Source organism: Paraburkholderia sp. EG304, from assembly GCF_046543485.1.
GTDB classification, from domain to species: Bacteria; Pseudomonadota; Gammaproteobacteria; order Burkholderiales; family Burkholderiaceae; genus Paraburkholderia; species Paraburkholderia youngii.
The window spans coordinates 25,233-46,762 of record NZ_JBKGUA010000005.1; the positions used below are offsets into that span (position 1 = coordinate 25,233).

The following is a 21,530-nucleotide window of genomic DNA, read 5'->3' on the forward strand; positions in this document are numbered from 1 at the left end:
AAAGCGGTAGCCGACATGATGAGCCGCGGCGATCATTCAGTAAAATACCAATCTATCGCTGATCTATTCACTTCTGATATATCCCAAACCCACATGGCGCTCACGCACCGGCACATCGAAATCTTCCGCGCGCTGATGACGGCCGGCAGCGTCACCAAGGCAGCCGAGATGCTGTTCACGTCGCAGCCCACCGTGAGCCGCGAACTCGCCCGCATGGAACAGAGCATCGGCTTCGCGTTGTTCGAACGCGTGCAGGGCCGGTTGCGCCCAACGCAATCCGCGCTGACGCTGTTCGACGAGATTCAGCGCGCGTATGTCGGGCTAGAGCGCGTCGCGTCGACGGCGGCCGCGCTGCGCGAATTCAAGGGCGGCCAGCTGTCCGTGATCGCGCTGCCGGTGTTTTCGCATTCGATCCTGCCGGGCGCCGTCAAACGCTTTCACGATGCCCAGCCGGGTGTCAGCGTTTCGATCGCGACGCAGGAGTCGCCGTTTCTCGAAGAATGGCTGACCGCGCAGCGCTACGACCTCGGCCTCACCGAGCACGACGCGCCGCCGCCCGGCACGCGGCTCACGCCGCTGATCGCCGTCGATGAAGTATGCGTGCTGCCCGACGCTCACCCGCTGCTCGCGAAACGTGTGATTGCATTGAAAGACTTAGCGGATCAGGCGTTCATCAGCCTGTCCGCCAACGATCCCTACCGGCTGCAGATCGACGAAGCGTTCGCGCGGGCTGGCATCGCGCGCCGCCTGTTGTTCGAAACACCGACCGCGGTGTCAGTGTGCAGCTTCGTGCGGCAAGGGCTCGGCATCGCGATCGTCAATCCGCTGACCGCCCTCGATTTCGCGGGCCGCAATCTGCATATCCGGCCGCTCGCGTTATCGCTGCCGTTTCGCGTCAGCGTGATCCGTCCCGAGCACCGGCCCGCGCATCCGCTCGCGGACGCGTTCGTCGGCGCGCTGCAAAGCGAAGCCGCCGCGCTGCGACTACAATTGAAACGTCACACTAGCCCCACGCGGTCCTCGCAGTCATAGCGGCGCCCCGCCTCGTCACCCGGCGAATCCGCTCAGCAGCACGCGCGCTCGCGCGGGGCCACCGCCCGAATCATCCGCCGCGCGAGCCGGGCACGCTGCAAGCTGACGTCACCCGCATACCGATTACCGACGCGCCGCGCGTTCGCGCCGCATCGGCGCGCCGTTTTCGAGTCTTCACGTCATAGACCCTCAACAGGAGTGTTCCACATGATGAATCGAGACAATCCCGTCTGGCTGATCACAGGCTGTTCCACCGGTTTCGGCCGCGAGCTCGCGAAGCTCGTGCTCGAACGTGGCTGGCGCGCGGTCGTCACCGCGCGCGATGCAGCGAAAGTGAAGGACATCGCAGAGGGGCACGGCGAGCGCGCGCTGGTGCTGCCGCTCGACGTGACCAATCGCGCGCAGATCGAAACCGTGGTCGCGCAGGCGAAACGCCATTTCGGCCGCATCGACGCGCTCGTCAACAACGCGGGCTACGGTTATCTGGCCGCAATCGAGGAAGGCGACGACAGCGAAGTGCGCGCGATGTTCGAGACCAACGTGTTCGGTCTCATCGACATCACGAAGGCCGTGCTGCCGATCATGCGCGAGCAGCGCAGCGGTTTGATCGTCAACGTGTCGTCGATCGGCGGCATTACGAGTTTCGCGGCGACCGGCTTTTATCATGCGACCAAGTACGCGGTCGAGGGGCTGTCGGAGTCGCTGGCGCTGGAAGTGAAGCCGCTCGGCATCGGCGTACTGATCGTCGAGCCGGGGCCGTTCCGCACCAACTGGGCGGGGCCGTCGATCAAGCAGTCGGCGACGCTGATCGACGACTACGCGTCGACCGCCGGCGAGCGCCGCAAGCAGACCGAAGCGCGCAGCGGCAAGCAGGCCGGCGACCCGGTACGCGCCGCGCAGGCGATCATCGATGCGGCGTTGTCGGACGCGCCGCCGCTGCGTCTGCTGCTCGGCAAGGCCGCGCTCGATCTCGCGTACAAGAAGCTCGATTTCATGCGCGGCGATTTCGACACCTGGCGAGCGACGACCGAGGGCGCGGATTATCCGGAAGGGAACCCTTAAAACTCCACCAGCGCAAAATCGTCCTTGCCCACATCGCACAGCGGGCAGCGCCAGTCGGCCGGCACATCGGCCCAGCGCGTGCCCGGCGCGATGCCCTCTTCCGGCACGCCGGCGGCTTCGTCGTAGACCCAGCCGCAGATCACGCAGACCCATTGCTTGAACTCGACGGCCGCGGCGGCGTTCGCGGCCGACGGCGCATCGGGCGTGTCGAGCACGGCGGCATCCGCCGCGGTCGTGCGCGCCGTCGCATCGAGGCTCACGACGAGCGGCGCGACCGTGCCGCTGCCAGTTCCCGCGAGCCGCGCCTGCAGACTGTCGAGCAGGCGCTGCGCTTCGTCGTGCGTCAGATCGATCCAGTACGGATCGCCGGCGCCGTCGTTGAGCCGCTCGGGGGAAAACTGGATTTCTACGGCTACGCCCTTCTTGTACATGGCAATCGGAATCTCGAGAAAGCCGGCGACGCGCGCCGGCGAAAGGCTGCCCGCGCGACGCGGGCGCTGCTTCAGTGCGCCTGTAACAGCAGGTTCAGCGCGTACGACGCGATCAGGCCCGCGGCGCCGATCAGGCCAAGCAGTTGCAGCAGAGTGAGGGATTTACGCGAGGCGGTGGGGGATTGTTGCGTGGTCACGAGCGAGTCTTGAAGTTCGGAAAAAGCGCAATGGTACACGGGCGCAGACGCGACGAATGTCGATTGGCGCAAACTCGCGAGCAATAACGGTACCGTGCGACATTATCGCCGCTTGCGCGCCGCGCATTGTCTACCGTGCGGAGATGGATTAATTCCCAGCGAGGGAGAAAGCCGTGGCGGGACCGCTTGCGCGGCGCCGGTGAACACACCCGCAGCGCGCCGCGCTGCGCTCAGGTCTTCGCGAGCGGATTGCCGTGACGCGAATCCCAGAAGCGGATCACCGAGGTATCGCCAGTGCCCGCGCCGACCACCTTGTCCGGCGCGCCGCACTCGCGCAACAGCGCGCGCAGGTCGTTGATGACCGGGAATACCTCGTGATTCCAGTCGGCTCCCTGCGAATCGTGGGCGCGCTGCTCCGCCTCGACGATCTCGCGATCCTCCTTGAAAATGCGCTCGGTGAACCACACCAGCAGCGGCCATGCAAGATTCATCACGCCCGGAATGCCGGGTTTGCGGATCGACAGCAGCCCGAAGGTCCGGTTGGTGCGCTGCTCGCGATCGAGCGGCACATAGACGATCCACAGGTCCATCACCAGCGTCTTGTCGTTGTTGCGGATCTGCAGGGTCTGGTACGGGTATTCGGTGCGGATCGTCATCACGTCTTTGTGGTTGAAGCCACCGGTCTTGCGCCGCTCGCCGAACACCATCGCCTCGCCAATCGGCTGCTGGCCCGCCATCCGCGCGAACGTATAGTCGATCTCGACCCAGCCCTCACCGCGCCGCCGCCCGAGCGAACGCGCGCGCATCTGCCCCATCTGGCGTCGATGCAGGAACTGGTGATTCATGTCCATCAGGTTCTCGTGCATGAACGAATAATGACACTTGACCGGACGGCCGAAGCGGCGCGTCTTGTACTTCGGGTCCGACACCGAACGAAAGTCCGGCAGCGGCCGTTCGTCGGCGAGCGCGGCATCGCCGGGAAACACGAAGATCAGTCCCTCCACTTCCTGACACGGATAAGAGCGCACGCCGTTCGGCAAACGCTCGCGGCCGAGGTACGGCACGTCGATGCAGGTGCCCGAGCAGTCGTAGGTCCAGCCGTGATAGCCGCAGCGAATCGATTCACCGTCGACCACGCCCTGATGCAGCGGCACCTGCCGATGCGCACAACGGTCTTCGAGCGCGAACACCTTGCCGCTCTCGGTGCGCGCGAGCACGATCGGATCGCCGGCGAAGGTCACGCCGTGCGTCTTGCCGCGCTTCACTTCATGCGACCACGCGAGCGGGTACCAGTAATCGGGATGAATGGCGACGCGGCGCAGATCACGCACCGGCGCGTCGTGAGTGGCTTGAGCAGGCGCGGCGGCAAGCGCGGCGCCGGCGATTTCCTGTTCCTGTTCTAGCGGGGGAACTGCATGCATAGGTCAAGCCTCCGTGCACGAGCGGATAGAAGGTTACCGCGCTGCATGGCAGTGCGGCATCTTCACCAGTCTACTTGATGCGGCCGCCGCATGGCACTGTCGCGGGCATGCGCGATGCGTCGCAGCACACGTTGCGCATCAGCGGCATGGGCGTGAAGAATCTACCTTTACCACACCCGCCCTACAGAAACATTGACCTGGGTTATGAGCTGTCCATCGACTTGCTCAATCCTCGTCGCCTGCGACCAGTCCGGTGCGCCGTTGCACGCCCCATGCGCGGCCGCCGCGCAAAAACTGCAGCCAGCCGAGCGCGGCGCCCAGATGACGCGCGAGCTGAAACGTGAACGGCTCGGCGACGGCCGCGAGCATCGCCATGCCGAGGCTGTTGCCGCTGCGCTCGTTGGTCCAGCGCCGGTACAGATGGATGCTCCACAGATAAAACGCCAGGTCGATCGCCGTTTTCAGACCGATCACGCTGAAGATCGACACGACGATCGCGCCGTGTCCGCCGAATAGAAAACCGAGTAGCAATGCGAATGCCGTGAGGCCGTAGATCGGCTGCATCGTATCGATCGCCTTGATCGGCAGCATCAGCATGCCCAGCGTGCCGTAGCGCGGATTGCCGGTCATGTCGCGGTTCCAGTACTGCGTCTGCAGGAAGCCCGCGAACCAGCGGCGGCGCTGGCGCAGAAAGCTTGCGAGGGTGTCGGGCGCATCGGTGCGCGCGTGCGCTTCGCCGACCACGCGCACGTCCCAGCCGAGCTCGTGATCGATCGAATAGCGGCGCAGCCGGTGAATCAGCTCGTAGTCCTCGACCAGGCACTGCGGATCGAAGCCGCCGACCGCGACAAGCGCATCGCGGCGGAACGACGCGAATGCGCCCGAGATCAGCAGCAGGCTGTCCGCACGCATCCACGCGAATCGCGCGATGAAGTTGCGCATGTACTCGTAGGTCTGGAACCACTGGAACACGCGGCCCGACAGCGACTTGCCGCAGACCGGCACGAGAATGCCCGCCGCCGCGACGAGCGATGGTTCGCTCGCGAACGCGGCGCGCATCGCATAGGTTGCGTCGTCGTCGAGCAGCGTGTCGGCGTCGACGGTCATCACGGTATCGGTCGTCATCACGGTGATCGCGGCGTTCAGCGCGCGCGCCTTGCCGCCGTGCGGCACGCGCAGCCAGAACAGATTCGGATGCAGCGAACTCGGCGCGCTCAGCACGCCTTCGGCGGCGGGCGTGAGGCCGAAGCGTTGCGTGAGCAGGTCGGCGGTGGCGTCGGTGGAGCCGTCGTCGGCGATCACGATCTGCGCCGGGCCATGCGTTTGCCGCAGCAGAGCGGCGAGCGTGACCGGCAACACGGCCGCCTCGTTATGCGACGCGACGATCACACCCATGCCCGGCAGTTCGCGCCGTTCGTAGTCGGCTTCGAGCGGCGCCGTGCGGCGCGTGAGCGGCAACGATTTCCACGTGACGAACGCGAGCAGCAACGTGTCATAGATGACATATGCAATACCGGTCGACCACGCAAGCGCACCGCGCAGAAAGAACGCCCGCGCGAACAGCAGCGCCCACAGCACGACGACGCTGGAATGGATCAGCGTGCTCCATAGCGTCGCGCGACGCGGCAGGATGCGTGGCGACGCGGCTGCGAGTGCCTGTTCGAGGGTCTTCTTCAAAGCGAATATGTCAGGTTGGGGCTGTTGGCCGTTGGTTGTTGAAACCGTGTTCGTGCCGCGGCTTCACGGCTTCATGCGCTTCAACACCGATTTACGATCGAGCCATTCATGCTTGAGCGCGCCGCCGATATGCATCGCCAGCAACGCATAAAGCGTATAGCCGAGCCACGTATGCAGCGCGCCGAAGCGATCGTGCAATGTCTCTTTCAATGCCGGGTCGAGGTGCATCACGTAGCCGATGCGCGGCCATTGGAACAGGCCGAACCACTGCATCGGATGCGTGGCCGCGTCCTTCCACGCCGAATCGTGCAGCCAGCCGGACAGCGGCAACGCAATCATCAGCAAATACAGCGCGAAGTGCGCGAGATGGGCGGCCATCTTTTCCCACGACGGAAACTCGCGCGGCAACGGCGGCGGCTTGTGCGACACGCGCCACAGGATGCGCAGCACCGCGAGCCCGAGCACCGTGATGCCGATCGATTTGTGCGTGTCGATCACCGGACGCACCCAGTCGTCGGGCAGCGAATCAGCGGACAGAGCCAGCACGACGTTGACGATCATCAGCAACGCGATCAGCCAGTGCAATGTCATCGCGGTACGCGTGTAACGCGGCGGGTAAGTCGCATCGGTCGAACCGGCCAGGGAGTTCGCTCGGGTGTTCATAGGGAGTTCCGTTCACGAAGGCGATGAATGCCGCGAAAGAGGTTTGAAATCGACGCTACCGGTATCAGGCAAACGCCCAAGTTTGCCGTCTTATTCCCTAAAGCGCTTAACGTGCATGTTTCAGTTTGTTTCGGGCTTCTGATTTCGGGCATCGGCTCGCTTGACGGGACGTCGCGGGTCCTTGTCCCGCTCATCGCTCAACTGCCGCTCGCCCCAAGCGCGCACTGCGTCGGCGAACAAACGCAGCGCGGCCGGCGGATGACGGTTGGCCGGGTAGTACAGGCACAAGCCCGCGAAGGTCGGGCTCCACTCCGCCAGCAACTGCACGAGCCGCCCGCTCGCGACATGTTCCGCCACATGGTCGAGCGGCACCCAGGCGATGCCGATGCCGGCCAGCGCCGCTTCGACCATAAGGTTCACATTGCCGAGCGTCATCGGCCCGTCGACGTCGATGCTTGCGCTCTTGCCGCGATGCGTGAGGTCCCAGCGATACAGCGTGCCGCTTTCAAAGCGAAAGCGAATGCAACGGTGGCGCATCAGATGGTGCGGCGCCTTGGGCGCGGGATGACGCGCGAGATACTCGGGCGACGCGACCGCCACCAGACGCATGTCGCGCCCGAAGCGGACCGCGATCATGTCGCGCGGCACGTCCTCGAGCACGCGGATGCCCGCATCGAATCCTTCGGCGACGATATCGACGAGCCTCGAATCGACCACGAACTCGACGTGAATCTCCGGATAGCGCGCAAAGAAATCCGGCAGCACGTGTTGCACGAGCTGTTTCGCGGACGCCTCCGAGGCGCTGATGCGGATCGTGCCCGACGGCCGGTTGCGCGCGGCCGTGACTTCCCCGACCGCGTCGTCGAGATCCGCTAGCGCCGGACGCACGCGCCGTAGCAATTGCTCGCCAGCTTCCGTCAACGCGACCGAACGCGTGGTGCGATTGAAGAGCCGCACGTCGAGGTGCGACTCCATGTTGCGCATCGCGTGACTCAACGCCGACGGCGAAAGTCCGAGCACCCGCGCGGCCGCGCTGAAGCTGCGCTGCTCGGCGATCGTGATGAAGGCGGTCAGTTCGGCAAGGCCCGCGCGCGGTAGTCGGGAATTCGTCATTTGTGAATTCGATTCAATACCTCATGCAAGTATAGAGAGATTGTTGAGCCGCACACAGCAACCTAAACTCGCTTCCAATGCCACGGCTCGCGTGGCTCGTGTCGTATTCAAAGCGTCGTGACCCCGGCAGCAGCCGGGGCCGGGCGCATCAACTGGAGCGTCGTATGCAAACACGTCAACTCGGTAAAAGCGGCCTCGAAGTATCCGCGCTCGGCCTCGGCTGCATGGGCCTGAGCTTCGGCTACGGCCCGGCCACCGAAAAAGCGGCGGGCATCGAACTGATCCGCGCGGCCTTCGAGCAAGGCGTCACGTTCTTCGATACCGCCGAGGTCTATGGTCCGTTTGTGAACGAAGAGCTGGTCGGCGAAGCGGTCGCGCCGTTTCGCGATCAGGTGGTGATCGCGACCAAATTCGGCTTTCAGGACGGCGACACGAAAAAGCCGCTCAACAGCCGGCCCGAAACCATTCGCGCTGTCGCCGAGGCTGCGTTGAAGCGTCTAAAAACCGACCGCATCGATCTGTTCTATCAGCATCGCGTCGATCCGAACGTGCCGCTCGAGGACGTCGCCGGTGCGGTGAAAGATCTGATCGCCGCGGGCAAGGTCGGGCACTTCGGCCTGTCCGAAGCGGGCGTGGAGTCGATCCGCCGCGCGCACGCGGTGCAGCCGGTCCCGGCGTTGCAAAGCGAGTATTCGCTGTGGTGGCGCGAGCCCGAAGCCAGCGTGCTGCCGACGCTAGAAGAACTCGGTATCGGCTTCGTGCCGTTCAGCCCGCTCGGCAAGGGCTTTCTGACCGGTGCGATCGACGAACGCACGACCTTCGACAAGAGCGATTTCCGCAATATCGCGCCGCGCTTCTCGGAAGAGAACCGCAAAGCGAATGCAGCGCTCGTCGACGTGCTCGGCCGGATCGCGGACGGCAAAGGCACGACGCGCGCGCAAATCGCGCTAGCGTGGCTGCTCGCGCAAAAGCCATGGATCGTGCCGATTCCGGGCACGACGAAGCTGCCGCGCCTCGCGGAGAACCTCGGCGCCGCCAGTGTCGTGCTGACGCCGGCGGATCTCGCCGACATCGAAGCGGCGCTCGAGCAGATCAAGGTGGCGGGCGAGCGCTATCCGGCGCAGTTTCAGCGGTTCATCAACCGCTAGGCGGTGCGCGGTCGCGGCGCTTCAGTTTTTAGGCCTGTGCCGCGGTTTGCCCGGCGGTTTGCCTGGCTTTATGCCCGGCATCTTGCTCGATGGTTTGCCTGGCTTCTTGCCCGGCGCCCCGCAGATCAGCGCGACGCCAGCCTGCGCCGTCGCGCGCAGCGATTCGCGCGAGTCGCCCGCGCGCGAGCGCAGCGCGAGAGTATGCAGAATCGCCGATGCGACTTTGGCGAGCAGCGCGGGACTCGCGGCCGCATCGAGTTCGCCTTGCGCTTGCGCGCGTTCGAACCGTCGCTCGAACTCGGCATCGAACGTGGCGAGACCGTGCGCGAGCTTGTCACGTACTTGCGCATCCGCTCTCGACTCCACCGCCGCCGTGCCGATCAGAAAGCATCCGCGCGCCACCTCGCCTTGCGGAAAGTAGAGCGCGAGCGCGCCTTCGTACACGGCCAGCAACGCCTCGGCGAGCGGCAGGTCACCATGCAGCGCGGCTTGCATCGCATCGCGGCCAAACGCGATGTAGCGATCGAGCGTGTCGAGATACAGCGCGTGCTTGTCGCCGAAAGCGCCGTACAGGCTCGGCCGGTTCATGCCGGTCGCCTCGCTCAACGCGTCGAGCGACGTGCCCGAGTAGCCGCCATACCAGAACGCGTCGCGCGCATCGTTCAGGGCCTGTTGCGAATCGTAGCTACGCGGTCGTCCGCGCGAGCGTTTCTCAGTTTTTGTACCGGTATGCATAAAATTCTCTGGCGTGATCTATTTTTGTTCACTATAGTACAAAAACACCTTTACCGACAACCGGAGACATCAGCATGGAGCTTTATTTTTCGCCGCTCGCGTGTTCGCTCGCCACGCGCATTTCGCTTTACGAGGCGGGCGCCGCTGCGCGCTTTATCGAAGTCGACACGAAATCCAAGCGGCTGCGCGACGGCTCCGATTTCTATCCGATCAATCCGTTAGGCCAGGTCCCCGTGCTTCGCACCAACGAGGGTTGGCTGCTGCGCGAAAACACCGCGATCCTGCCTTATGTGGCCGACGCCTTTCCGGCAGCCGCGCTCGCGCCGCTGCCCGGCACGGCGGAACGCGCGAAATTGCAGGAGTGGCTTGGCTTCATCAGCACGGAACTGCATAAGGGAGTACTCGTGCCGCTGCTCGATCCGGACGCGGCCGCCGACGTTCTTAGCTATACCCACAAGAAAGTGGCGTTGCGATTGAACGTGCTGGAGCAGCATCTGCATGGACGCGAGTTTTTGCTGGAGCGGTTTTCCGTCGCGGATGCTTATCTGGTCACCGTGTTGAACTGGGCGCGCTATGGTGGCGTCGAGCTCGCGCAATGGCCATCCGTGCAGCAGTACTATGAACGCACCGCGCGTAGGCCAACCGTTGCCAAAGCGATGGCGGAAGAGTACGCGCTTTATCGCGAGGAACAGGACAGACGCAAGGCCGCGGCCGCGTAGTCTTGCTCGCTAGCTCAAGCGCAAACTCCGCAATACGCCGAGCACATACTGAGTCGGACGCTCCACCGTACCTGCGCGGAAGGCCAGGCCCAACTGCCGCCATAACGCCGGGCGTAGCGGACGTGTGACGATGCGTGCGTCGGCCGTTGAGCGACCAGCTTCCTGCGGCAGCAGCGCAGCGCCGTATCCCGCTGCCACGAGGCTCTTGATCGCATCCGAGTAGTTGAGCTGAATGCGCGGCGTGGGATGCTGCCCCGCCGCGCTGAACCATTCCGTCGTCAAACGGGAAAGCCGCGTGGTGGCGTCGTTCAGGATCAGCGGCTTCGCGGCGATCCATTGCGGCGTGATGCGAGCCGGACACGTCCACCCGGCCGGCATGAATGCGACCACCGGATCGCGGCGCCATTTTTCGATCGATAGCCCGCGTATCGGCGCTTGCGGCAGCGCCACGATGCCGACGTCGAGCGACTCGTCCGCGAGTCGCGTCAGCGTTTCCTGCGAAGTCAATACGGCAATTTGCACGTCGATGCCGGGATGTTCGTCGGCCAGCCGTTCCAACGCCTGCGGCAGCAGATTCGCGATGGCCGCGGTGGAAGCGCCGAGCCGAACCCGTCCGCCGAGCCCTTCCACCTGTCGCCGCACGTCTTCCAACGCCTGCTCGGCATCAGCCAGCAATTGACGCGCATACGCCACCAGCGTCTCCCCGATCGCCGATGCCCGCACCTGGCCGCGTTTGCGCGACAGCAGCGGCGCGCCGACGCGGCTTTCGAGATCCGCGATATGCAGACTGACCGTGGGTGGCGCGAGATGCAGAACGCGGGCGGCCTCCGCAAAAGAGCCGAGGTCGGCGACGACAACGAGGGTGCGCAGGCGGTCGAGACTGATTTCTCTCATCGGAGTCGGAATGGCATGGGTCAGAAAAGCTGAATCGGGCGATCAGTAAACTCAACTTTTTCAATCTTACGTGCAGATGGAAGATGGTGGCGCTGGTTTTTCAACGCTGACTATCGGGCCACCGGCATGAACTCATCTTCAACTAGAAGTTGCGAGCCGCAAGACGCTTTCCTTCGGCTGGACGCAATGTCGGACGACGCCAGGTCGTTGCTGCTCGGGTTCGTCTTTGCAGGCGTCGTGCTGGCCTTCGCCGTGATGGCGATGATCTGGACGGCGTCTCGCCCTCCGCTCAAAGGCAAGGACTGCTCCGGCCGCATCGCAAACGACGAACACGCGAGCTTCGTCGCATTCTTCCAGGACCCGGCGGACCAGGGAGCGTTGCTGCGGTCGATCGTAGACTGCGCGAGATGAGCGTCGTTGCGGCGGGATAGCGCGCCGGTCGGCCGCGCCATCCCACACCCCCGCCAGGGAATATCCCACTTCCTGCGATACCACGGGCACAATACCCGGCGATAATGCCGGACACCGCGTCTTTTCCGTTCGATATCCGAACGCGCCGATGCCCGCGCCGCCAGTGTTCCCTTTCGATGCACCCATGAGCCACGCTACTGCCGACCAACCCGCCTCCGCCGACTCCGCCCCGAACTCGCCGCGCTTCCTGTTGTTCCTGATCTGCCTGTTCGCATCCGCCGGACAGCTCGCCATCGACATCTACGTGCCCGCGCTGCCCGCGATGGCGCACTACTTCGGCACCTCCCCGCAAGCGATCCAGACCAGCGTCACCGGCTACATGGCCGCCTACGCGTTCGGCCAGCTGATCTTCGGTCCGATCGCCGACGCGTATGGCCGCAAGCGCGTGCTCGCGTTCGGCCTGACGGTCTACACGGTCGGCTGCCTGCTGTCGCTCGCGGCGCCGAATCTCGAGACGTTCATCCTCGCCCGTGCGTTGCAGGGCTTCGGCATCGCGAGCACGAACCTGCTCGCGAAGGCGATCATCACCGATTCGTTCGCGGGTCAGGCGTTGCTGCATGCGTTCACCTACATGTCGATCGCGTGGGGGCTCGCGCCGATCGTCGCGCCGGTGATTGGCGCGCATCTGCAGACGGCGTTCGGCTGGCGCGCGTGCCTCGTGTTCCTGCTGATCTATTCGCTGGTGATGTGGGCGCTGTTGTGGCGCTATCGCGAGACTTTGCCCAAGCCCGTGCATCTCGAACCGCGCACGCTGACCGCAAACGCGCGCAAGGTGCTCGCGAGCCCCGTGTTCCAAAGCTGTTTCCTCGCGCAGGGCCTGTGCTACAGCATCCTGCTCGTGTTCAACATCGTCGGGCCGTTCATGGTGCAGACCACGCTGCACAAACCGCCGACCTTCTTCGGCTATCTCGCGCTCGGCATCGGCATGATGTACTTCCTTGGCGGTCTGTCGAATCGGCTGCACGGTCCGCGTCTGCCGAGCGCCGAGCAGCGATTGCGCATCGGCGCGCGGCTGATGGCGGCCGCTTCGGTTGTGATGCTGCTGCTCGCGCTGACGGTCGGTCTGCGCGTGTGGACGCTCGCGACACCCGTGCTCGTGATGGGCTTCTGCGCCGGCGCGATGTATCCGACGCTGATGGCGAAGGGCAACTCGCTGTTTCCGCACATCGCTGGGCTGACGAGCGCGATTCTCGGCTGCGCGCTGTTGCTGGTGTCCTCGGCGATGATGGGGCTGGCCGGCTTCGTGTCGGTGCAGGTGCTCACGCCGCTCGCGCTGTTCTTCGTGGTCCTCGCGTTCGTCGTCGTGGTAATGGTGACGAAGCTGCTGCGCCATCTCGAGCAGGTACAGCCCGCGGCCGCGGCGACCGCGAGCGGTAACGCAGCGTGAGCCGGCACATGAGCCTGAGCGAACGCCAGACCTTTATCTGTACACGCGAGCACCGATGAGCGGCATGCGCGAGCGCGTCTGCGCGTCCGCTTCCGAGCGGATCGATCCGACCGTGTGGAAGGTCGTGGCGGTCGTGTCGACCGGTTCGTTCATGTCGCAGATGGACTCGACGCTCGTCAACGTGTCGCTGTCGACGATCGGCCATACGCTCGATGCGTCGATCGCCACCGCGCAGTGGATCGTCAGCGGCTACCTGCTCGCGATGGCGTTGATGTTGCCGCTCAACGGCTGGCTGGTCGACCGCATCGGCGCGAGGCGGCTGTACCTGTTCTGCTTTTCGACGTTCACGATAGCGTCGATGCTGTGCGGCGCGGCGCAGACGATCGGCGAGCTGATCGGCGCGCGCATCTTCCAGGGCCTCGTCGCCGGTGTGCTCGTACCGATGGCGCAGATGATGATCGGACGAGTGGCCGGCAGGAACCTCGAGCGCGTGATGGGCTTCACCGCGCTGCCCATTCTGCTCGGTCCGATTCTCGGCCCGGTGCTGGCCGGGCTCGTCCTCGCGCACGCGAGTTGGCCGTGGCTGTTCTTCATCAATGCGCCGGTGGGCGCTGTCGGCATTGCGATGGCGGTGTTGCTGTTGCCGCACGATACCCCTGCGTCGCAGAAGCGGCCGTTCGATTTCACCGGCTTCGCGCTGATCTCCCCCGGGCTGGTCGCACTCGTCTATGGACTTCAGAACGCGTTGCGCGCGGTGGGCCTCGCGTGGCTGCTTGCGGGCGCCGTGTTTCTCGCCGGCTTCGTGCTGTACGCGTTGCGCAAAGGCGATGCCGCGCTGATCGACGTGCGCATGTTTGCAAGACGTACGTTCTCGGTCGCGGCACTCGCGCAGTTCTCTGCGAACGGGATCATGTATGGACGACAGCTTGCAGTGCCGCTTTTTCTGATCGCGGGCTGCGGTTTGTCGGCCGCGCACGCGGGCGGCCTGCTCGCGGCGACCGGCGTCGGCATGATGTGCTCGTTCCCGCCGATCGGCTGGTTGACCGAGCGGCTCGGTTGCCGCGCGCTCGCGGCGGGCGGCGCATTGCTGGCGTTTCTGAGCACGCTGGTGTTTCTGTGGATGAGCATCGCTTCGTTCTCCACCGGATGGGCCGCTGTCAGTCTGTTCCTTGCGGGCGTCGGTCAGGGAACGATCAGCGTGCCGTCGATCTCGGCCGCGTATTCGTCGATCGCGAGAGAACGGCTCGCGGTCGCGAATACGGCGTTGAACATCGCGCAGAGAGTGGGCGGCCCGTTCGCCACGACGCTGCTTTCGATGGCGATCGCGTTGACGCTGCATGGTGCTTCGGATGTACAGCCCAGCCGATTTCTGCCGATGTTCGTGCTGCTAGCCGCGCTGCATTTGCTGTGCTTTGCGGCGACGATGTGTCTGCCGGTTCGGGTTCGCAGGGCGTAGGACGCCCGAGCGCACATTCCCGCGCCCGTGCGTCAGAGTAGTCGCAAGCCCCCGTCACACTCGATCACCGCCCCCGTCATAAACGTGTTCTCCAGCAGAAACTGCAGCGCGTGAGCGACATCGTCGGCCTGGCCGACGCGCCGCACCGGTAGCGTTTCGCTTTGCTGCCGGAATACCTCGCTTTTCACGTTCGCGGGGAATCTGTCCCACCACGGCGTATCGATCACCCCCGGCGACACCGCGTTCACGCGCAGCGGCGCCAGCTCGCGCGCGAGCGTGCCGATCATGCTTTCGAGCGCGCCGTTGATCGCGCCCAGACCCGCCGTGCCCGGATTCGCGATGCGCGCCGAAATCGCGGTCAGAAACGTGATGCTGCCGTCGCGACGCAGGGTGGGCAGCGCGCGCTGCGCCGCTTCGAGCTGCGGCCAGAACTTGGCCTCGAAGCCGCGCCGCAGCGCGGCCAGATCCAGCTCGGCAAAAGGCCCCGCGCCTTCGCCGCCCGACAGCGTCATCACCAGATGATCGATCCGGCCGAGCCCGCCGAAGAAGCGTTCGAGCGCCGCGCGATCGGTGCAATCGAGCGCGTCGCCCGTCACCTGTCCGCCGATGCCGCTCAGCGCATCGTCCAGCTTGGCGCGGTCGCGCCCCACCGCGACGACGCTCGCACCAGCCGCCGCGAGCCGCTTCACCGTCGCGAGCCCAACACCCGACGAGCCACCCAGCACCACGACCTTCTGATTTTGCCAGTTCATTTCATTGCTCCTGAGAGTGAACGGAAGACCCCGTGGCAGTAGAATGCGCGGTGCGGGCCCATCATTCAAATCGTTTAACGTCATGGCCAACATCATTGAAAATGATTTTCGGCGCTTCGACCTGAACCTGCTGCTGACCTTCCGCGCGTTGCTGGAAGAGCGCAGCGTCACGCGTGCCGCGCAGCGGCTGTTTCTTGGGCAACCGGCGGTCAGCGGCGCGCTGAAACGCTTGCGCGAGACCTTCGGCGACGAGCTGTTCGTGCGCACACCCCAAGGCATGACGCCGACGCCGCGCGCGCTCGAACTCGCGCGGCAGATCGAGCCATTCCTGCAATCGCTGCATCAGGCGCTCACGCAGCCGTCCGTGTTCGATCCGGCCCGCGCGCAGCGGGTGTTCCGCATCGGCCTCAGCGATTCACTCGAACTGCTGCTGATGCCGGAGATCATGGCGCGCCTCGCGGTGGCGGCGCCCGGCGTGAAGCTCATCGCGCGCTCCACCGATTCGACGCGCGCCGCCGCGATGCTCGACGACGGCGCGATCGAACTCGCAGTCGGCGTGTTTCGCGAGTGCGTGCCGTGGCAGCGACTCATGCCGCTGTTTTCATGGCGCTTCGTGAGCGTCTACAACCCGAAGCTCGTCAGGACGCGTCGCAAGCATTTGTCGATGGACGAATTTCTGCGCCACCGCCATGTGCTGACTTCGTTCAGCGCCGAACTGCGCGGCTTCATCGATGAACGACTGGAGCTGCAGGGACTGAAGCGCGAGGTCGTATTTTCGAGTTCGAACTTCGCGACCAGTCCGTTCATCGTGCAACGCACGGCGGCGATCGCGACCGTTCCGGAGTTCATCGGCCGCGTGTGGCGCGATACGCTCGGTCTCGCGCTCAGTCCGTTGCCATTCGAGGTGCCGGGCTACGAAGTTTCGTTGATGTGGGCCGCGGCGCACGATCACGACCCGGCGCTCGCATGGTTGAAGCGGGAGTTCGCTGACGCGTTCGGCACGGCTGACAGCGCTGCGCGTGCGGCTAACTGACAGCGACGTGTGCTACGTTTCATAAGCGTCACATTGCGTTGCGTTTCGTTCCGCCGCTTCGCCATCGCCCGTTCAAGTCAGGAGGAAATCCCGATGACTCAGCACATCGCAAAAGGCACTTTCATCGTCTCCCTTCAACCGATGCCGTTCGAAAACGCGGAGACCGAATCGAAGCTAGGCCGCATGTCGATCGACAAGCAGATCTCCGGCGATCTCGCCGCGACCACCCAAGGGCAAATGCTGAGCGCGATGACGAACGTCAAAGGCTCGGCCGGCTATGTCGCGCTCGAACAGGTCACGGGCACGCTGGCGGGCAAGCAGGGCACGTTCGTGCTGCAGCATATCGGCGTGATGAATCGCGGTGTTGCGTCGCTCGCGGTGACGGTCGTGCCCGATTCGGGCACGGGCGAGCTGAGCGGCATTGAAGGCGAGTTCAAGATCGACATCGTCGATGGCGCGCATTCGTACGAGTTCACTTATCGGCTGCCCGGCGCTTGACATGCCGAACATGATTCGCGAGCAGACATGACCCGACTGTTCGGCGTCATGGGCGCGATCGTTTCGCTGGTCGCGTTTCTGCCTTATGGACTTGCGATCTGGCGCGGCAGCGTACGTCCTCATCTGTTCACGTGGCTGGTCTGGTCGGTCGTCACGGCAATTGCGGCTGTCGGGCAATTCGTCGCCGGTGCAGGCCCTTCGGCGTGGTCCACGGCGGCGATCGCGGCCACCTGCTTCTTCGTTCTCGTGGCGAGCGTCTTTCGGGGCGAGCGGCAGCGGACCGCTTTTGATTGGCTTTGCCTCGTCGCGGCGTTGTCGGCTATTCCGCTCTGGATACTCACCAATGATCCGACGTTGTCGATCTGTCTTGTCACGCTGATCGAACTCGTCGGCCTCGGGCCGACGGTGCGCAAGACCATTCTTGATCCGTGGAGTGAGAGTCTTTTGTACTTTGCGCTATGTGTTCTTAAATACGGGCTCGCGATTCTTGCGGTGCCGAAATGGAGTGTGGCCGTGGCGTTTTATCCGGCCGTGAATATCGTGGCGTCCATCGGGATCTGTTCGTTGATGGTGGTGCGCAGGCGGCAGGTAGGGGCCTATTCCGCGCGGTCGCAGTGAATCACCCCGATTCGCCTGTGCGCGTCGCCGCGAACATCGTCATGCGCTGCAAGATCCACGCGAGCAGTTCGTGCGCGGCCGCGACGAGCGGCCGCCCGGATTTCACCAGCACGCGCGCCTTCGTGCCTAGAAATAGCGCGTGGTCGATCGGCACGGTCACCAGTTCGCCAGCCTGAATCTCGCGCGAGGCCGCGAATTCTCCGATCAGCGTCGCGAAGTTTTCATCGGCGACAAACCGCTTGAGTGCCGTCAGGGAATTGGTGGTGAGCGTCGCGCGGATCTCAACGTGTTCGACGAACGCGAGCATCGTTGCGAGGTGCCCGATGCCGAACGTGCTCGGCATCAACGCCAGCGGCCACGCGAGCAGATCGTCGATCGTGGCGGGCTTGCCGCGCCGCGCGAGCGGATGGTCGCGGCGCACCAGCAACACCACGGGCTGCGCGGAACTCGCGCGATATTCGACGCGCGGATGCGGCGGCGGATTGAACGCGAGTCCGATATGCGCGCGGCTTTCCGCAACTGCATCGAGCACGTCGTCGACCGGCAGCACGGTCAGGCCGATATCGACCTTCGGGTATTGCACACAGAACGGCGTGATGACCTCGGCAATCAGCGCATCCACGTAACCCTCGCTGACGGCCAGATCGACGCGGCCTTGCTGCAAGCCGCGCAACGCGTGCAGCTGATCCTCCAACTTCTCCTGCTGCGCGCGATAGCCGCGCCAGAACTCCAGCAGATGCGCCGCCGCCTCGGTGGGCCGGACGCCGCGCGCCTGCCGCTCGAACAGCTGCACGCCCAGTTCGTCTTCGAGCAGCTTGATCTGCCGCGTGATCACCGAGGGCGACGTGTTGAGGCTGTCTGCGGCGCCGCGGATCGTGCCGTGCCCGAGCACCTCGTGGAAATAGCGCAGCCGCTGCTGATTGATTTCGCGCATCGCACCCCCGTTTGCGTATAGCTTCGTTGCCCTCGGAGGAACGATATGTGAACTTTGTTGCTATTGCTAGCAAGGATTGCCCTGGTCAGGATGGTGTTGCGCACGATGCGCATCACATCTATTGCATGCGACCAGATCAGGCGCCAAAGCGCTGCCCCCGGTCGACACACATTCGGAGACAGACATGGCGGCCATTCTTCCCACCGCGCGAAGCGGCGACGCTTCGGCGCTCTACAGCAAGATCAACGCGCGTTTGCTGCCGTTTCTTCTCATCTGCTATCTGTTTGCTTACCTCGATCGCGTGAACGTCGGCTTCGCGAAGCTGCAGATGCAGACCGATCTCGGCTTCTCCGATGCCGCTTACGGTGTGGGCGCGGGCATCTTCTTCATCGGCTATGTGCTGTTCGAGCTGCCGAGCAATCTGCTGCTGCCGCGCATTGGCGCGCGCAAGACTTTCGGCCGCATTCTCGTTCTCTGGGGCATCACATCGGCCTGCATGCTGTTCGTGCGCAGCGTGCCGGCGTTCTACGCGATGCGCTTCCTGCTTGGCGTGTTCGAGGCCGGCTTCGCGCCGGGCATGATCTTCTATCTGTCACGCTGGTACGGGCCGTCGCGCATGGCGCGCGCGATTGCGATGGTGTTTCTGGCCGGGCCGATCGGCGGGATTGTCGGCGGCCCGGTTTCGGCGGCGATCATGAGCACGCTCGCAGGTAAGGCCGGGCTCGCCGGCTGGCAATGGATGTTTCTCGTCGAAGGCTTGCCGTGCATCGTGCTCGGCATCGCGACCTTCCTCTATCTGCCTGACCGCCCGGCCGACGCCTCGTGGCTCAGCGACGCCGACAAGCGTCAGCTGGAAGCCGAAGTCGGCGTGGCGCAGGCTCATGGCACTTCATTTCGACACGTGCTGCGCGATCGCAAGGTCTATGTGCTGGCGTTCGCCTACTTCTGCATCATTGCCTCGATCTATGCGATCAGCTTCTGGCTGCCCGCCATCCTGAAGGCTCAGGGCGTGAGCGACCTGATCACGCTCGGCTGGTACACGTCGATTCCGTACGTTGCCGCGGCGGCGGGCATGCTCTATATGGGCTCGCGTTCGGACCGGCTCGGCGAGCGGCGCCTGCATTGCGCGGCGCCTGCGGCCGCCGCCGCGTTGCTGCTGGCCGCCTGCGCGGCCGCGGGCAATCATCTCGCGCTCACGCTGACGCTGCTCACGCTCGTGACGATGGCGCTGTGGATGGCCTACACGGTCTTCTGGGCGATTCCGCCCGAGTACGTCAAGGGGCCTGCCGCCGCGGGCGGCATCGCACTCATCAACACCATCGGACTTTCTGGCGGCTTCTGGGGGCCCGCGGCCATCGGCTGGATCAAGACGGCGGCCGGCAGCCTGCAACCTGCGCTGCTGGCAATGGCTGGCGTGTCGCTGCTTGCCGCGCTGCTGATCCTCCCGCTCCGGCTCGCTGCCACGAAGCCCTGACCTTGTGCCGCGCTTTCAAGGCGCGCCACGGAACCATTCGATTAGCCATCCTTTATCAACGAGGTAACGGGAAATGAAGATTCTCATCGCAGGCTTCCAGCACGAAACCAACACGTTCGCCCCGACCAAAGCAAGCTGGCAGAGCTTCGTTCAGGGCGAGGGCTTTCCGCCGCTCGCGCGCGGCTCCGGCGTGCTCGCGCTGCGTGACGTGAACGTCCCCGCTGGCGGCTTCATTCAGGCGGTGGAAGCGGCGGGCCATACGCTCGTGCCGGTGATCTGGGCAGGCGCGAGCGCCTCCGCGCACGTGACAGAAAACGCCTATGAGCGCATCGCACGTGAAATCCTCGAGGCCGTGCAGCGCGGGGGTTTCGACGCCATCTATCTCGACCTGCACGGCGCGATGGTCACCGAGCATCTCGACGACGGCGAAGGCGAACTGCTCGCGCGCGTGCGGGCGATCGTCGGCCGCGAAATCCCGCTGGTGGTCTCGCTCGATCTGCACGCCAACGTGACCGAGCAGATGTTCACGCACGCGGATGCGATGGTCGCGTATCGCACCTATCCCCATGTCGACATGGCCGACACCGGCGCTCGCGCCGCGCAAATCCTGATGCGCCTCGCAACAGAGCCGGAGCGTGGCCTCAAGCGCATGGTGCGCCGCATTCCGTTCCTGATCCCCGTCAATGGCATGTGCACGCTCGCTGAACCGGCACGCGGCACGTACGATCGTCTCGCGGCACTGGAACGCGACGGCGTCGTCTCGCTGTCGTTCGCGCCAGGATTTCCGGCGTCCGATTTCCCCGAATGTGGCGCGGCGGTCTGGGGCTACGGCTTCGACGAGGCCGCCGTGACCGCCGCCGTCGATGCGCTGGCCTCGACCATCGTCGCGCAGGAGCGCGACTGGGAAGTGCGCTTCCTCGACCCGGACGCCGCCGTGCGCGAAGCGATGCGGCTTGCCGAACATGCGACTGGACCGGTCGTGATCGCCGATACGCAGGACAACCCGGGCGTGGGCGGCGATTCGAACACGATGGGTCTCGTGCGCGCGCTGCTGCGTCACGGTGCGAGCGATGCCGCCGTCGGCCTGATCTGGGATCCGCGAGCGGCGGCGAAGGCGCACGAAGCGGGGCTCGGCGCGACGATCAAGCTAGAACTCGGGGGCGGCTCCGGCGTACCAGGGGACGCGCCGCTCGCCGGGCGCTTCGTTGTCGAGCACCTCTCCCACGGGCGGGTGCGCTTCGATGGGCCGATGATGAACGGCATGTGGACCGATATCGGGCCGGTGGCGTGCCTGCGCATCGACGGCGTCAGGATTGCGGTCAGCTCGGTCAAGATGCAGATCTTCGACCGCAATCTCTATCGCGCGGCCGGCATCGAACCCGAACGGATGAAGATTCTCGTCAACAAGAGTTCGGTTCACTATCGCGCCGACTTCGACGCGATTGCCGCCGCCCATCTGGTGGCGAAAGCGCCCGGCCCGATGGCCGCCGACCCCGCCGATCTGCCGTGGCAGCGGCTTGATCCGCGCCTGCGGCTGCGGCCGAACGGCGCGTCGTTGGGCGAGCTGCGCGGTAGTGCCGAGCGCGCGGCCAGTAATGGTGCACGGTGATTTCGACGAGTTTCGTATCGTTGTGTATCCACCGGGCAACCCGACATACACGGTTGCAAAAGTCGGGGTTCGCGGAAACAGGCGGGATACATGAGGGGGTTCAAATACGTCCATGCCAGTCGGCGGTGCCGCAAAGCAAAGCGGACGTCGACGTGACTGGACGCTCGTGCCACGCAACCGTGGTCTGAACCAACTCAATTGCTCTC

General features: G+C 64.7%; 22 protein-coding genes. 12 read left to right on the forward strand and 10 right to left on the reverse strand.

The genetic code is table 11. The features are described 5' to 3' along the window. Positions 1–93: 93 nt before the first annotated feature. On the forward strand, positions 94–1,032 hold the full coding sequence (locus ACLFKU_RS07825) for a LysR family transcriptional regulator (RefSeq protein ID WP_410848685.1): 939 nt from the start codon (positions 94–96) through the stop codon (positions 1,030–1,032). Positions 1,033–1,239: 207 nt separating this feature from the next. Next, positions 1,240–2,094, forward strand: a complete 855-nt coding sequence (locus ACLFKU_RS07830; protein ID WP_410848686.1) for an oxidoreductase — start codon at positions 1,240–1,242, stop codon at positions 2,092–2,094. Here ACLFKU_RS07830 and ACLFKU_RS07835 read toward each other — a convergent pair. From ACLFKU_RS07835 to ACLFKU_RS07860, 6 genes are all read right to left on the reverse strand, one after another. After that, a complete protein-coding gene (locus ACLFKU_RS07835) occupies positions 2,091–2,525 on the reverse strand; it encodes a rubredoxin (RefSeq protein WP_368583394.1) in 435 nt (144 codons plus the stop codon). The genes ACLFKU_RS07830 and ACLFKU_RS07835 overlap by 4 nt on opposite strands. 71 nt (positions 2,526–2,596) lie before the next feature. Continuing rightward, positions 2,597–2,722: a hypothetical protein gene (locus ACLFKU_RS07840; RefSeq protein WP_368583395.1), complete on the reverse strand. Its 126-nt coding sequence runs from the start codon at positions 2,720–2,722 to the stop codon at positions 2,597–2,599. A 230-nt stretch (positions 2,723–2,952) separates the two neighbouring features. After that, the gene (locus ACLFKU_RS07845) at positions 2,953–4,143 is read right to left on the reverse strand and encodes a Rieske 2Fe-2S domain-containing protein (RefSeq protein ID WP_410848687.1); all 1,191 of its coding nucleotides are present in this window, start codon (positions 4,141–4,143) and stop codon (positions 2,953–2,955) included. A gap of 225 nt (positions 4,144–4,368) precedes the next feature. Continuing rightward, a complete protein-coding gene (locus tag ACLFKU_RS07850; protein ID WP_410848688.1) occupies positions 4,369–5,820 on the reverse strand; it encodes a glycosyltransferase family 2 protein in 1,452 nt (483 codons plus the stop codon). 63 nt (positions 5,821–5,883) lie between these two features. After that, positions 5,884–6,483: a cytochrome b gene (locus ACLFKU_RS07855; protein WP_410848689.1), complete on the reverse strand. Its 600-nt coding sequence runs from the start codon at positions 6,481–6,483 to the stop codon at positions 5,884–5,886. 120 nt (positions 6,484–6,603) lie between these two features. Then, entirely contained in the window at positions 6,604–7,596 is a 993-nt protein-coding gene (locus ACLFKU_RS07860; protein WP_410848690.1) for a LysR substrate-binding domain-containing protein, read from the reverse strand. Between the two features lie 164 nt (positions 7,597–7,760). On the opposite strand from ACLFKU_RS07860, the gene ACLFKU_RS07865 reads away from it, so the two are divergent. Further along, positions 7,761–8,744: an aldo/keto reductase gene (locus ACLFKU_RS07865; RefSeq protein ID WP_410848691.1), complete on the forward strand. Its 984-nt coding sequence runs from the start codon at positions 7,761–7,763 to the stop codon at positions 8,742–8,744. 21 nt (positions 8,745–8,765) lie between these two features. Here ACLFKU_RS07865 and ACLFKU_RS07870 read toward each other — a convergent pair whose 3' ends face one another. After that, positions 8,766–9,479: a TetR/AcrR family transcriptional regulator gene (locus ACLFKU_RS07870; RefSeq protein WP_410848692.1), complete on the reverse strand. Its 714-nt coding sequence runs from the start codon at positions 9,477–9,479 to the stop codon at positions 8,766–8,768. Positions 9,480–9,553: 74 nt separating this feature from the next. Between ACLFKU_RS07870 and ACLFKU_RS07875 the strand changes: the two genes are divergently transcribed. Further along, complete coding sequence (locus ACLFKU_RS07875) at positions 9,554–10,198, forward strand: glutathione binding-like protein (protein ID WP_410848693.1); 645 nt, start codon at positions 9,554–9,556, stop codon at positions 10,196–10,198. Positions 10,199–10,207: 9 nt separating this feature from the next. Here the strand turns inward: ACLFKU_RS07875 and ACLFKU_RS07880 are convergent, their stop codons facing one another. Next, complete coding sequence (locus tag ACLFKU_RS07880; protein ID WP_410848694.1) at positions 10,208–11,092, reverse strand: LysR family transcriptional regulator; 885 nt, start codon at positions 11,090–11,092, stop codon at positions 10,208–10,210. A 186-nt stretch (positions 11,093–11,278) separates the two neighbouring features. Here ACLFKU_RS07880 and ACLFKU_RS07885 point away from each other — a divergent pair, with 186 nt between their 5' ends. The 3 genes from ACLFKU_RS07885 to ACLFKU_RS07895 all read left to right on the forward strand — a co-directional run bounded on the left by ACLFKU_RS07885 (position 11,279) and on the right by ACLFKU_RS07895 (position 14,406). Further along, positions 11,279–11,503 carry a hypothetical protein gene (locus ACLFKU_RS07885; RefSeq protein ID WP_368583404.1) on the forward strand — a complete coding sequence of 75 codons (225 nt, stop codon included), beginning with the start codon at positions 11,279–11,281 and terminating at the stop codon, positions 11,501–11,503. Between the two features lie 184 nt (positions 11,504–11,687). Further along, positions 11,688–12,950, forward strand: a complete 1,263-nt coding sequence (locus ACLFKU_RS07890; RefSeq protein ID WP_410848695.1) for a multidrug effflux MFS transporter — start codon at positions 11,688–11,690, stop codon at positions 12,948–12,950. 55 nt (positions 12,951–13,005) lie between these two features. Next, entirely contained in the window at positions 13,006–14,406 is a 1,401-nt protein-coding gene (locus ACLFKU_RS07895) for a DHA2 family efflux MFS transporter permease subunit (RefSeq protein WP_410848696.1), read from the forward strand. A gap of 32 nt (positions 14,407–14,438) precedes the next feature. On the opposite strand, the gene ACLFKU_RS07900 is transcribed toward ACLFKU_RS07895, so the two are convergent. Continuing rightward, positions 14,439–15,158 (reverse strand): SDR family oxidoreductase, encoded by a 720-nt coding sequence (locus ACLFKU_RS07900; RefSeq protein WP_410848697.1) that lies wholly within the window; start codon positions 15,156–15,158, stop codon positions 14,439–14,441. Between the two features lie 82 nt (positions 15,159–15,240). Here ACLFKU_RS07900 and ACLFKU_RS07905 point away from each other — a divergent pair, with 82 nt between their 5' ends. The 3 genes from ACLFKU_RS07905 (at position 15,241) to ACLFKU_RS07915 (ending at position 17,307) form a co-directional block, all read left to right on the forward strand. Continuing rightward, complete coding sequence (locus ACLFKU_RS07905) at positions 15,241–16,191, forward strand: LysR family transcriptional regulator (protein WP_410848698.1); 951 nt, start codon at positions 15,241–15,243, stop codon at positions 16,189–16,191. Between the two features lie 93 nt (positions 16,192–16,284). Beyond that, complete coding sequence (locus ACLFKU_RS07910; protein ID WP_410848699.1) at positions 16,285–16,689, forward strand: DUF3224 domain-containing protein; 405 nt, start codon at positions 16,285–16,287, stop codon at positions 16,687–16,689. Between the two features lie 27 nt (positions 16,690–16,716). Further along, positions 16,717–17,307, forward strand: coding sequence for a hypothetical protein (locus ACLFKU_RS07915; RefSeq protein ID WP_368583410.1), 591 nt, complete (start codon positions 16,717–16,719; stop codon positions 17,305–17,307). Position 17,308: 1 nt separating this feature from the next. Here ACLFKU_RS07915 and ACLFKU_RS07920 read toward each other — a convergent pair whose 3' ends face one another. Beyond that, positions 17,309–18,241: a LysR family transcriptional regulator gene (locus ACLFKU_RS07920; protein ID WP_410848700.1), complete on the reverse strand. Its 933-nt coding sequence runs from the start codon at positions 18,239–18,241 to the stop codon at positions 17,309–17,311. A 184-nt stretch (positions 18,242–18,425) separates the two neighbouring features. On the opposite strand from ACLFKU_RS07920, the gene ACLFKU_RS07925 reads away from it, so the two are divergent. Continuing rightward, positions 18,426–19,715 carry an MFS transporter gene (locus tag ACLFKU_RS07925; RefSeq protein ID WP_410848701.1) on the forward strand — a complete coding sequence of 430 codons (1,290 nt, stop codon included), beginning with the start codon at positions 18,426–18,428 and terminating at the stop codon, positions 19,713–19,715. A 73-nt stretch (positions 19,716–19,788) separates the two neighbouring features. Then, positions 19,789–21,324: a M81 family metallopeptidase gene (locus ACLFKU_RS07930; protein WP_410848702.1), complete on the forward strand. Its 1,536-nt coding sequence runs from the start codon at positions 19,789–19,791 to the stop codon at positions 21,322–21,324. Positions 21,325–21,530 lie beyond the last annotated feature (206 nt).